Raw genomic sequence first — 12,729 nt, forward strand, 5'->3', positions numbered from 1 at the left:
TCAGTCGTCCTTGATCCGGTCACTGCGGGCAGCCAGCCAGGCCAGCACCGCGGCGATGGTGTGCGGGTCGGCGGCCGGCGCGCTGTCGGCGGCAGGTGTGTCGGGCGCGGCGCTTGCTGCACCGGACGGTGCGGGCGCCGTCACCACTTCGAAATCGTTGATCACGATCGGCATCGCTCAGCCCCGCCCGATGTTCAGGTTGATCAACTGGCCCGGCGCCAGCAGGCGCGGATTCTCGATGCCATTGGCCTGCGCGATCGCCCGCCAGTCGCCGCCCTGCCCGCTTGCGGCGGCCATCTGCTGCAGGCTGGCGCCGGTGGGTGCGGCGGTCAGCGCCTGCGCGCCCGGGCCGGTGCTGCCGGCACCGGCTGCGCCCGGCGCGGTGGCGCCCGAGCCGCCACCGGTGAGCGGTGTGCGCGGTGCTGCGTCGGGGCGCCCGACCGGCTGCGCGAACTTGAAGGCCGAAATGCGCGGCTGCGACATCGCCAGCGAGACTTGCGCGCGCAGGGGCTTGCCCTCCGGCGCGAAGAACTCCAGCGACTCGTCCATCGAATCGATCATGCCGTTGAACTGGAAGGTGCCCCAGAAGAAGGCCACCGCCGGCGGCACGAACTTCTTCTTGTCCTTCGGTGCCAGCTGCGGCGTGATGAACCAGGCGACTTCCTGGGTCAGCTTGCGTACATCGTCCACCTTGCCGGCGCCGCGTTCGGCTTGCGGCAGCGCACGCGCCTCGATCGGCGCGGTGGCGTCGAACCACAGTTGCACGGTGAGCTTGGTGGTGCCCGCGCCGACGAACTGGATCGATGGCGGCGCACCGGAATCCCCCCCGCCCTGTGGCTGCTGCACCTGGTTGGCGAAACTGACCTTTAGGCTTTCCGGGTTGAACTGCACGAACACGCTGCGGCCGCCGGACTTCACGGTTTCGAAGTCCGGTTCGAGTTCGACCAGGCGTGCCTTTTCAAGCGGAATCGCGACCGGCATCAGCGGCCTCCCGGCGGTTTGAGCGACAGGGTTTCGTAGGCGAGCTGCAGTTCCTCCACCGCGACCATGCCGTCCTTGGCATTCAGCGCGGGCGCCTTCAGCTTCACGGGCAGGCAACGCGCAGCAACGAAGCGCACGCGCTCGGTGCTTCCGTCGGCAGCAAAGATCACCACCTCGCAGTCGGCGCGCACACGCGGGTCTTCGACGGTCTGCTCAACCCATTCCCACAAATCGAAGTTGGCGGTCATGCCGCGCTTGAGCGTGAGCGTGCCGTAGCTCACCGGTGAGGCGAGGCGCACCAGCTGCCCGTTCGCGCCGCCTTCGCGGATCGTCTTCGCCTCCATCGTGATCTCCAGTCCATCGCACTCGGCGAAGGACGCTGCGGCCATGCGCTCGGCGCTGCCGGCGCGATTGATCTCGACCGCGAAGTTGAAGGCGGTGAAGGGATACACGACAGTTTCGGGACGCGGGTTGTCCATCTCAGGCTCCTTCAACCCGCAGGGCATCACCGTTTCGGACGAGGCGCACGGTCAGGAACTCAAGCGGCGTCGCCGGTGCAAAGCGCAACTCCACGATGAAGCGACCGTCGTCGCGGTCGCGCTGTTGCCCCGGATTGAGCGTGAGCTGCCACGCCTCGGCCGGTTTGCGCCCGGCAAAGGCACCACGGGCATGCAGTTGCGTGAGCCATGCGGTGAGGCCGCGTTCGACCGAACGCTCCAGCGCAGCGCCGTTCGGCTCGAAGACCCACACATTGCCTTCGCGGATCAGCAGGCGGCGCAGCAGACTCATCAGGCGGCGCACATTCAGCGGCACCCAGTCGGGATCGAGACTCAGCGTGCGCGCACCCATCAAGCGCACCCGCAGACCGTCGTAACGCCACAGGTTGGCGCCTGCACCGAACAGGCGCAGCGGGTCGGCCGGCGGGCGTTCCAGACCGATCGCGTCGGCCACCACTTCGTTCGCGGCGGCGATCCACGCGCCGCGCGACAAGGCTCGCCGCGCAATCAGCCCGCAGGCCGCCCCGTCCGGCGCGAAGGCGACGACGCCATCGTCCCGCCGACGTCGCAGCCAGGGGTGGTAGATCGCCGCATAGGACAGTGCTGCCACCTCGTCATCGCCCAGCATGGATTCGTCACCGCCCGGGCCGTGGCGCGACAAGGTGGCGATGTGGCGCTGCGCATCGGCGTCGTCCATCCAGGCGGGCGCACCGAGCACAGCAAGGCTGTCGGCCCGCGCCGCGGCGATGCGCAACATCGCGCGCTGCACGCGCAGCGCGGTGCGGAGCCCTTCCGGCGCATCCGGCTGCGCTGCCCAGCCGGTCGTCTCCGCCTGCGGCACGATCGCACCGAGCGACCAGTCGCTGTAGCAGCCCGGCGCCGCGACGCGCACCCGCAGGTAGCGCCAGGGAGTGGGTTCGCTGTCAAAGGACCAGCGCGTTTCGCCGCCCTGGTACAGCACCACCGCGTCCTGCCAATCCGGATGCCGTGCGCCTTCAAGGATGAATTGATCCGCCACCGGGTCGGCGGTCCACTGGGCGGTGAGACGCGATTCGCCGTCAACCGCTATCGTCAGCAGCGGCGGCGCCACGCGCACCGGCACGCAGGCGGCAAAGGGGAGCGCCGCGCCGCAGGGACCGGCCGGGCCCGCAACCGGGTCGGACGACGCCGGTGCGGGCCATGAAGCCGCGTGGGCCAGGCGCCACGGCGGCAGGGCCAGGTCGGGCGCCGCGAGCAAAGTGGCCTCTTCCAGCGCAAGCAGGCTATGCACACCGCGCACCGAGCGCGCCGGCATGCGTGCAGGGTCGAACGGGAAGCGCAAGGCCTCGGCGCGGGCAACGAGGGTGTGCATCGTCGCGTCCGCGAGGCGCGGGTCGAGGAACAGCGCCGCCGACAAGCGGCGCAGGCCATCGCGCGCCATGCTGCTGCGCGCATCCTGCACCGCGTCGAGCCAGCTCGGCGCGGCCCATGGAAGACCGATCGGCAGGCAATCGCCCAAGCCACGGCCGGCAATCGGGAACGCATTCGTTCGCGCTTCAGCCCACAGTGCCGCGTGCTTGGCGGGAATCACGACCTCGTGGGCCGGGTCGGCACTCCAGCGCGCGTCGTCACGCGGCAGCGCCTGCCAGGCGCGCGCATGGCCGTGGCACAGGCCAATGTCGGCCAACGTGCGGGCGCCTTCGAGTTCGTCGTCGCTCATCAGCGTGATGCGCAGACGTTCGCCGAGCGGCTCGTCGTTCAGCGCGCAGGGCGCGGGCAGCTGTTCCAGCAAGGCCACCTGCGCCTTGAGCGTGACGGTGCTGGCGTCGCGCGCGGCGAGCACACAGTCACCCAGCGTCGCGAGGAACACCCGTGCGCCAGCCCGCAGCCGCAGCGGATGACCGGCCTGCGGCCAATCCGCGCTGCGAAGCGTGGCCGGCAATTCGATACGCAGCACGCCGCACCATTCCGGCCCGATCGGCAACGGCGCCGCCGCCTGATCGTCCGCCACAAAGCTCACCGTCACCGACCTTGCGCGCGACAGCGCAAGGCTGCCGTCGAAACTCGCCGGTATGGCCTTCGGTACGCCGAACCACCAGGATTCGGCGATGCGCGCATCGACACGCGTGCCGTGCTGGCCGTCGTTGCGTTTGAGCACACTGGCGACGCGCAGGAACGTGACGACGCGCAAGAAGTCCGTCGCCACAACCGCATCGGGCGCATCGCTGACGAAGCGCAGCAGGTCGCCCGCTTCCGGCAGCGCCGTGCTCGCCGGGTCCAGCGCAATCCGGTGCGGCGCCTGCCCATCCCATGGGTTGCCCGCGCTCAGCACGCCCAGCGCCGCTCGTTCCAACCGCACACCAGCGCGCAAGCCGAAGCCCCAACGCCCGCCGCTCGCCGCACGTGCTTGAACCGCGCGCCAGCCGAGCTTGGTCTCGACCCACAAGCCCGCCAGCGGCAACTTGGCCGTCACCGGCCGCAGCGCGACCCGCGCCACCCAGCAGCGCCGCCCACCGTTGGCAAAGAAGCTCTGCACCGCCGGCGCGAGTTGCGCGGTGACCGGCGCACCGCTGCCTGCATCGATGAACAGATCGTGCTCCGGGCCGAACACCGAAGTGAACGCTGCGTAGTCCTCGCACAGCACCGGCCGATCGATCGGGCCGCGACGCGCGAAGCCGACGAACAGCGCGATGTCCATGCGGGGGAGGCGCTCGTCGAGGGCGACGGGGGCGGATTCGAACGCGAGACCCGGCAGACGGAGGCTCATCGTCATGGCCTCCGACGCATGTTCTGGCACTGGCGGTCGTGGTCACGCGTTGGCGTTGGCGTGGCTTGAGCCGAAGGCATTGAAGCCCAACGCGCAGAACGACGGATGACGCCTACCAACCGTGCTTCGGCCGGGGTCCCGCCCCCGGCGGGCGTGTTACTTCTTTTGCTTCGCCAAAAGAAGTAACCAAGAAAAGGCGACCCGGCGTTCGCGGTCCAGTGCTGCGCACCGGACTTCCCTCGCGTGCTCGCGAAATCGGGCGGCTGCGGAACTCGCGCCAGGCTTCGCCCGCCGCTCAGACAGTCCTCGCCGTCGGCGCTGCGCGCCGATCCCCCGAGTTCGCTGCGCTGCTCGGCGCTCTCGACGGGACCCAAAGTCAAAACCATCGCAGTTTCAAGGTGCGTTGCGCATTCGTAGCCTGAATGGGGCGCTCCGAGATGTTCAACGGCGCCTCCCCGATTCCGGCCTGCGGCCTGCATCCGAGCTACGAGATTCGGACAGCAGGAAAACGTTGACGCTTCGCCCTCCCCCTCTGAAACGCCGAGCAGCGCAGAAGCATCGGGGTCCGACGCGCAGCGGCGGTGGCGAGGACTGTCTGAGGCCCGCAGGGCCGAGTTCCGCAGCCACCCGATGTTTCGAGCAGCGCAGGGCACCCCTTGCGCAGCAAGGGGCGTTGAAGCGGGGCGACTTTCTTTGGGTACTTTCTTTGTTCGCACAAAGAAAGTACCCCGGCCGCCGGGCCGGGACCCGGCTTGAACGGGAAGGCCGCCGCAACCGGACAGCGCAAATCGCAAGCTGCAGGAAGAACGTTGGGCTTCGCCAAGCTCAGCCAGACCTAAGCCCGCCGCCACGTCGGCTGCGACAAGCGCGAGGCCATCCCGTGCGAAAAGCACGACGCCTCCCCTCACTCCATCTCCAGCCGCTCGTAAGCGAGCACCAACTCCTCCATCGCCACATCCGTCCCCTTGGCGTTCATCGGCCCCGAGGTGTGCTTGATGATGCGGGCGCGCAGGAGCTTCCAGGTCTGCACGACTTCGGTGTGATCCTCGTTCTGCAACTGGATCGTCACCGTGCGCATTGCGTTCTGGTTGCCGTTGCGGATTTCGTTGAGCCAGTTGTAGAGGCGCAGCGAGCCGATGACGCCGCGCTTCAAGGTGACGTCGGTACTCTTGTTGAGCCCGGTGATCTTGCGCACCGAGTTTTCACGCTCGTTGCCGTTGCGGTATTCGGCGACGGTGACTTCCATACCGATGCCGGAGACTTCCTGGAAGCCTGCGTCGGGCCCCTCGGTGTTGCCGTCACCGAGGTCGACGAGGAAGTTGAACTGCACATAGGGGCGATCGCGTAGCACGGCCATGGTCGGGGTCTCCAGTTAGCGACGTGCATCGGCAGTCCACTGCCCGATGCGGAAGATGACGAATTCGGCGGGTTTGAGCGGTGCGACGCCGATCAGGCAGATCAGACGCCCGTTGTCGAGATCGTTCTGCGTCATGGTCGAGCGGTCGCAGCGCACGAAGTAGGCTTTCTCCGGCCGGTCGCCGAGCAGCGCACCGGACTGCCATTCGTTGAGCAGGAAGTCCTCGATCGTGCGGCGCACGTTCGCCCACAGACGCTCGCCATTCGGCTCGAACACCGCCCACTGCGTGCCCTTGTCGATCGAGCGTTCGAGGTAGCAGAAGTAGCGGCGGATATTCACGTACTTCCACTCGGGGTCGGAGCTGATCGTGCGTGCCCCCCACAGCCGCATACCGCGACCTTCGAAGTAGCGGAAGCAATTGATCCCCTCGGGGTTCAACACCTCTTGCTGCGCGCGGTTGAGCATCAGCTCGAAACCGATCGCGCCGCGCACCACTTCGTTCGCCGGTGCCTTCCACACCGCGCGTTCGATGTCGTTGCGCGCGTAGATGCCGGCGACGAAACCCGAGGGCGGCAGCATCAGGTCTTGCCGCGTGATCGGGTCGCGCACCTTGACCCACGGGTAGTACAGCGCGGCGTACGTCGAATCGAAGCGGGCGCGCATGGTCCGCACGGCAGCGATGGACTGGTCGTTGCCGCTGTCGAGCACGGCGATGCGGTAACGCATGCGGGCGGCGTGCGCGATGACGGTGTTGAGGATCGCCTGCGCATTGCTGCGCGAGCTGTCCGACAGCTCGTAGCCAAAGGTGCTGCCCGGTGCCGCGACGATCGAGATGTCCTCGATGTCTTCGAACGATGCGAGGCCGGTCTTGTACGGATCCGTCAGCTCGGCACGGCCGGTGTATTCGGTGGCGGTGAGCGGCGCACCGTCGTTGCCGCCGGCAAGGTGAATCTCCATCGAGCGGATCGCGCCATCCACGTCCGGGTTGCGCAAGGCCGTGGCCAGATCGTTGGTCGCGTCGGCCGCAGCACCGCCGAGCGGGTTGGCCGCCGCATGGGCCGCGGCGATCAGCGCGACCAGCTCGAGCCCGGTGTCGAGCGCATCCCCCGCCAACACTTCGATCGGCAGCGCGCGTGCCTGCGGGTCGGCCGCGGGCAGCACGCGGAAGGTGGCGGTCAGCGCGTCGGGCGCGCCGTTGCGGGTGTGGGCGGGGTCGGCCGCCAGTCCGTCCCAGACTTCGGCGCTGCGCGAGGCGTCCATCGGCTCGACCGAGACCGCGAGGCTGAGGATGCGCATGCGCTGACGGCTGTCGGGGTCGCTGTTGCCGGGGTCAAGGTCTGCCAGTTCGAGATCGGTACCCCCGTCGGCGGGCTCGAAGTTCCACGTGCGCGCGGCGTTGTCCCACGCAGCCCGGTAGAGCTGGTTGGCGGCACCATCCGGCGTGTCGATCAACACCACATCGTGGTGGCCGAGTCCGGCAACCGACGGTTCGCCATCGCGCAGGCCGAGCACGTTCTGGCCGAAGCGGAAGAAGAGCCGCACGCGGAAGTTGCCCGCCGCACCGGGGAAGCGGGCGCGTATCGCGAGCGCCTCGCCGAGCGCCAGATCTTCCAGCGCGTCGGCGTGGGTTTGCAGCGCGTGTACTGCGGCGGCGGTGCCCGCGGCGTCGGCGGCGGCCGCGGCGGTGGCGGCGTCCTTGGTCGCGCTGGCGGCATCGTGTAGCGGCGTCGGCGCTGTGACCTTGGCCAGCGCGGCGGTGATGGCGGTGACAGCCGCGGTGACTTCAGCGGCATGCGCGCCCAGTTTGGCGGTGGCGCAGGCACGCGCCTGACGCACCAGTTCCAGCGCGTTCGCCACACTGTCGGACACCAGCAGCGCGCGGGCGTGACCGTCGGGCTGGGTCTCGGCCACTTCAGCCAGCAAGGCGGCCGCGGCATCGTCGCTGAGGGTATCGGGTGGTGGGCCGTAGGGCTTGGGGTTGTCCGGGTCGGTATCGTCGATGCGGCGGAAGATGCGGCTGATGTAGAGGCGCTTGCCGCCTTCCTCGAAGAAGCTGCGCGCGGCGTGCCACATGTAGTTGGTACCGCCGACCGGCGTGCCGCTGTCGTCGAAGGCCAGCGCGCGGCCGTCGCCGTAGAAGTATTCGAACTCGACCAGCCCGGTCAGGATGTCCGGCCGCTGTGTGATCGGGCCGTAGCGGCAGGGGCCGACGAAACCGGTGGTCGTGGTGCTGACGCCTTCGATGGATTTGGCACGGAAGGACGTCTCTTCGACGTACACGCCGGGTGCGAGATATTCGGGCATGGCGAGCTCCTAGGGTTGCACGAAGAGCGCCCGCGCGCCGGTAGTAGCCACCGCAAGCGGCTGGCCATAGCGCAGGCTGAGGGAGAGGTCGGCGCCCGGATCCACCACCGGCGGATCACCGGCGACGGATCGGGCGAGTGACTTGGCCGGCTGCGCCAGTACGGTGCACAGCAGCGGCACGGTTTTCGGGTCGAGGCGGGCGTAGCAGACAGAAAGCGTCAAACCCCACCGGTGGTCGAAGGCGCTGCGCGGCGTCGCACCGGCGTCGGGCGGCTCGGGGTAAGGAAAGGCCAGCATCACTTCGCCACGGGCATCGGCCAGCCCCTGCGCCAACAGCGTGGCGCCCTTCAGCACCCTGACCAGCGCCCAGGCGGCGGGCGTGGCCGTGTCCGGATCGCCGGGCGGCAGCTCGCGCAGGCTCGCCCGTACGGCGGCCCAACCCGCCGGCGCGGAGCGTGCCGGGGCCGAAAAGAGCGGGATCGGGAAGTGCTCGATCGGAGGGTCGGCCGGCAAGGCGCCGGGGCACGTGAGGTGTGCGAGGCGGTTCTGCGGCAGCGAGACGCGGAAACGCGTCGGCAGCACCCGGCCACGCGGGTCGGCGACACTCACTTCAAACAGACGTGCGAGCGGCGCGGGGTCGTCCACCTCGCCCCCCTCCCACGCCCGCAGACCCGGCAGGCCATGCGCGGCCCAGTGGCCGGAGGGCGTCGACGTCAGCGGCGCCGGAGGCAAGCCGCTGTCGGCAAGCACGATGCTGACCTTGAGCCCTTCGCCGAGCGGGCCGCCGAAGGGATCTTCCAGCCGCAGCCCGACCCCCGGGCGCAGCGCGAGCCGTTCCATCACTTGCACGCTCACGGCGTCGCCTCGCCAAACGGGAAGATGCGTTCGAGTACCGGGCCATAGCTGTGCAGCGGCGCGTTCGAATCGAGCAGCACCGCGCGCGCCAGGTAGGTGGTGCCGATCACCAGATGCGGCTTGAGCTTGTCCCACAGGCCCAGCCAGTCGGCGATCGCGAGCGGATCGCAGACCAGTTCGACGCCCTCTTCCTCGCCAAACACGCCGGCAACCGGGGCGTAGTGATTGAGCAGATGCGCCGGCAGGAGTGAAACGTCTTCGAGCACGCGCATCGCCCAGCCCAGCATCATCTGGCTGATTGCCACATCGGTGTGCCACACGGCCAGCAGGTAGTGCAGGTCGACGGGCAAGGACGGGCGCAGGCGGGTGCCGTCCGGCGCGACACGCGGCGTTTGAGGACGCCGGGCCGTGTTGGGCGTGACGCGATGCAGCAGCAGACCAAAGCCCTTTTCGGTGCCATCTGTGACCTTGGCATAGCCATTGTCGAAGTCGACCGGGCGCAGCAGCGCCACCGGGATATCGGCGAACTCGGCCGGCCGCCCTTCTTCGAGCAGCCCGCGCAAAGTCTTGCTTACCGTCGCGATCGCTTGCGTACCTGCCACTCAGTTGTCTCCATGGGGCATCGCCCGGGTTGCACGGAAGATCTGGCGACCGTCAGGCAGCGTGTGGTGCTCCACCCGCCCGTGAGTCGTCAGCCATTGCAGCGCGGCGGCGACCAGTGCCGGGTCGCCATCCACCCCTTCGGTCGGCAACCACCACTCGGCAATCCCGAGCTCGCTGTCCGCGGCACCGGGGTGAGCGGAGAGGTAGCTCTCGATTGCTTCGACGATCCGACCCAGATTCGGGTCGCTGACTGGGCACACGCCGACCTCCGTAAGGCGCAATGGCCCCTTTATGCGAGCGGCGTGCCAGGCGCGCGGCGGCACGCCATGTCTTTGATTCGATTGGGAAGTCGTCGGTCCGCAGGGCGCAGACCAGACCTTTCGGCGGGTGGCGGCGGACCCGCCCTCAGGCGTTGAAGCTGCGGCGCTCCAGCGTCACCGGCCAGTGGCGGCGGGTGGGCGAGCGGCGGTCACGGAAGGCGGGTTGCACCGGACCCGGGTGGGTCTGGGCAGACCCAGGGGCCGTGGCGATGTCGGCGGGGCGCCGGTCGAGGCCGTATTTCTTCAGCAATTTGCCCAAGCAGCGGCGTTCCTTGCCCGCGATTCGGGCAGCGAGACTGACGTTGCCGCCGGTCTGCCGCATCAGGTTTTCCAGATACTGGCGCTCGAACTGCTCGATCGCAGCGGCGCGCGCATCGTTGAAATTCACCGGCGCATGGGCCTCGGGCGCCCGGCGGGAGGCCGGCAGCACCCCCAGCCGCATCACGCCGCCATCGCACAACAACAGGCTGCGATGGATCAGGTTGTCGAGCTCGCGCACATTGCCCGGCCAGGGGCGTGATTCCAGCCAGGGCAGGCTCGCCGGATCGAGGGTGCACGGCGCGACGTGATAGCGGCGCGCATAGCGGCTCAGGAAGTGTTCGGCCAGCAGCGTGGCGTCACCGGGGCGGTCGCGCAGCGGTGGCAACTCCACCGCCAGCACGTTGAGGCGCCACGCCAGATCCGGGCGAAAAACGCCTGTTTCGATCAACCCGGCGAGGCGCGGACTGGCCGCCGCGACGACCCGCACGTTGGCTGCCTTCTCACGGGTGCCTCCCAAGGGGCGATAGGTCTGATCCTGCAGGAAGCGGAGCAAGGACACCTGTGCGCGCGGCGGCAGCGACTCGAGCTCGTCGAGGAACAGGGTACCGCCGTCGGCCGCTTCGACCAGCCCGCCACGTGATTGCCGGGCGTCGGTGTAGGCACCCTTTTCCGCGCCGAAGAGTTCGCTTTCGATCAGCGCGTCGGGCAGCGCGCCACAGTTGATGGGTACAAAGGGCGCATCGCGCCGCGCCGAAAGGTAATGGATTGCCCGCGCCGCGACTTCCTTGCCGGTTCCGGTTTCGCCGGTGACCAGCACCGGCGCGTCAAAGCGCGCCATGCGCTCGATCAGCGCCACCGCGCGCAGGAATATCTGGGACTGTCCGATCAGGTTCTGCAGGGCAGACATGCGGGCCTCCACCGCCATCCCCCTTACGCGGGACGACAAGTCTTCTGGAACGAGTACCCGTTATAGGCGAGCATCACGCACCCGTCATGTTTTTTGGTCGAACCAGATCGAGCGGGCAGGCAAGGGAAAGACGCCCATCCCTTGCCGGTCCGCTTTGCAAACAGGTGTTTCGGCACCCTCAAGTTGAACCGTTTGCGGCCGATAACGCTGTAGTCACTTGCCAGTCCACCTTCCGGAGTCAATAAGAACATGTTCAAGAACCTGCGGATCTCGTCAAGACTGGTTCTGCTGTCAAGCTTCCTGCTTGCACTGGTCGTCGTCGTGGTCATCATCGGCCGCAACGGGTTGTCCAGCGCCACCGAGAAGATCGAATCCGCCTACGTCGCGCACACGGTGCCAATGTCCCAGCTGGGCGTCTCGCTCGATACGCTGCACCGCAGCCGCATGCGCATCGTGCTGGCGATGGAAACCCAGTACGTGAAGACCGCGGAAGAACACTTCGAAGCGATGCGCAAGCTCGACGCCGAAGCGCTCAAGGGGCTGCAGGCGGCCTTCAAGACCATGGACGACCCGGCCGCGAAGAAACAGATCAAGGCCTTCCAGAGCAGCTACAAGGATTTCACCGAGTCGCGCGACAAGCTGGTCAAGATGTACGGCGAAGGCGACCGCATGCAGGCAGTGTCGGAATTCCGCTCCAACGCACTGCCAGCCTTCGAGCAGGCGATCGATGCGCTGACCGCGCTGCTGAAGATGCAGGTGAAGGATACCGAGGCGTCGAACGCCGAAGTCGCAGCCACTGCCACCAAGATCAAGAACTCGACGATGGCGATCGCGCTGGTCGGCCTCGTCGCGGCGGCAGCCTTGTCGTTCTCGATCATCCGCTCGGTGACCCGGCCACTCGGCCAATCGGTCAAACTGGCTGAAAAGATCGCGGCCGGTGACCTGAGCACCGAGATTCGAGTCGAACGCCATGACGAAACCGGCAAGCTGCTCGCCGCGCTCGGTGCGATGCAGGAACAGTTGCGCACCATGATTGGCGCGATCGAGCAGTCCAGCGCCAATATCGCCGGTGCAGCGCAGCATCTGAACAACGCCTATCACGAGATCGAAGGCAGTGCGTCGCAGCAGAACGAGGCCGCCGCCGGTATCGCCGCCGCGGTGCAGGAGATGACCGCCGGCCTCGACCATGTCGCCGAGCGGGCCGCGCGGGTGCGTGAAGAGGCGCAGAACGCGCACCGCATGTCGGAAGAAGGCTCGGTGCTGGCCGAAGCAGCCAGCGGCGAAGTCGGTCGTGTCGCCGAGTCGGTGAATACCGCTGCGTCCAACATCGGCCGCCTCGAAGAGCACTCCACCCGCATCAGCGGCATCGCCGGCATCATCAAGGAGATCGCCGACCAGACCAACCTGCTGGCGCTCAACGCCGCGATCGAGGCGGCACGCGCGGGCGAACAAGGCCGCGGCTTCGCGGTGGTAGCGGACGAGGTGCGCAAGCTGGCCGAAAAGACCGGCAAGGCGACCAGCGAGATCATGACCGCGCTTGGCGCGATCCACGGCGAGACCGAAAGTGTCGCCCGCGTGATGCGCGCGTCCGCGACGCAGGCAAATTCGTCGGTCGAAGCGATCAGCCGTCTCGGCCCGGCGCTCGGTTCGCTCAAGAGCGGTGCCGATACCACCCGCCACGAAGTTGCCGAGCTGGTCGAGACCTACAACGAACAAAGCGCCGCCAGCCACGCGATCGCAGAGCACATCGAGCGGATCGCGCAGATGAGCGATTCGACCAACGCGGCGATCACGCGCAGCGCCGGATCGGTGGGGGATCTGGAGGCGATGGCCTCCGAGCTGCGCGCCGCGGTATCCAAATTCAGGCTTTGAGCGGACCGGGAGAGACGCTCCTGACG

Annotated in this window: 11 protein-coding genes; 1 reads left to right on the forward strand and 10 read right to left on the reverse strand. The window is 68.1% G+C overall.

The window, feature by feature from the left end:
* The 10 genes from GGR36_RS12965 to GGR36_RS13010 form a co-directional block, all read right to left on the reverse strand.
* Entirely contained in the window at positions 1-174 is a 174-nt protein-coding gene (locus GGR36_RS12965) for a hypothetical protein (protein WP_183635160.1), read from the reverse strand.
* Positions 175-177: 3 nt separating this feature from the next.
* Positions 178-981 carry a CIS tube protein gene (locus GGR36_RS12970; protein WP_183635161.1) on the reverse strand — a complete coding sequence of 268 codons (804 nt, stop codon included), beginning with the start codon at positions 979-981 and terminating at the stop codon, positions 178-180.
* Positions 981-1,460, reverse strand: a complete 480-nt coding sequence (locus tag GGR36_RS12975; protein WP_183635162.1) for a phage tail protein — start codon at positions 1,458-1,460, stop codon at positions 981-983. The genes GGR36_RS12970 and GGR36_RS12975 overlap by 1 nt, the downstream gene beginning before the upstream one ends.
* A 1-nt stretch (position 1,461) precedes the next feature.
* On the reverse strand, positions 1,462-4,224 hold the full coding sequence (locus tag GGR36_RS12980; protein ID WP_183635163.1) for a phage tail sheath C-terminal domain-containing protein: 2,763 nt from the start codon (positions 4,222-4,224) through the stop codon (positions 1,462-1,464).
* Between the two features lie 904 nt (positions 4,225-5,128).
* Positions 5,129-5,581, reverse strand: coding sequence for a phage tail protein (locus tag GGR36_RS12985; protein ID WP_172201417.1), 453 nt, complete (start codon positions 5,579-5,581; stop codon positions 5,129-5,131).
* 15 nt (positions 5,582-5,596) lie between these two features.
* On the reverse strand, positions 5,597-7,885 hold the full coding sequence (locus tag GGR36_RS12990; RefSeq protein ID WP_207064422.1) for a phage tail sheath family protein: 2,289 nt from the start codon (positions 7,883-7,885) through the stop codon (positions 5,597-5,599).
* Positions 7,886-7,894: 9 nt separating this feature from the next.
* Positions 7,895-8,740: a hypothetical protein gene (locus GGR36_RS12995; protein WP_183635164.1), complete on the reverse strand. Its 846-nt coding sequence runs from the start codon at positions 8,738-8,740 to the stop codon at positions 7,895-7,897.
* A complete protein-coding gene (locus GGR36_RS13000) occupies positions 8,737-9,342 on the reverse strand; it encodes a Pvc16 family protein (RefSeq protein WP_183635165.1) in 606 nt (201 codons plus the stop codon). Before GGR36_RS13000 ends, GGR36_RS12995 begins: the two co-directional genes overlap by 4 nt.
* Positions 9,343-9,603 carry a hypothetical protein gene (locus GGR36_RS13005; protein ID WP_183635166.1) on the reverse strand — a complete coding sequence of 87 codons (261 nt, stop codon included), beginning with the start codon at positions 9,601-9,603 and terminating at the stop codon, positions 9,343-9,345.
* A 145-nt stretch (positions 9,604-9,748) separates the two neighbouring features.
* Positions 9,749-10,831 carry a sigma-54 interaction domain-containing protein gene (locus GGR36_RS13010; protein ID WP_183635167.1) on the reverse strand — a complete coding sequence of 361 codons (1,083 nt, stop codon included), beginning with the start codon at positions 10,829-10,831 and terminating at the stop codon, positions 9,749-9,751.
* 249 nt (positions 10,832-11,080) lie between these two features.
* On the opposite strand from GGR36_RS13010, the gene GGR36_RS13015 reads away from it, so the two are divergent.
* A complete protein-coding gene (locus GGR36_RS13015; RefSeq protein ID WP_183635168.1) occupies positions 11,081-12,703 on the forward strand; it encodes a methyl-accepting chemotaxis protein in 1,623 nt (540 codons plus the stop codon).
* Positions 12,704-12,729: the final 26 nt, after the last annotated feature.

It is taken from the genome of Niveibacterium umoris (assembly GCF_014197015.1).
GTDB lineage: Bacteria > Pseudomonadota > Gammaproteobacteria > Burkholderiales > Rhodocyclaceae > Niveibacterium > Niveibacterium umoris.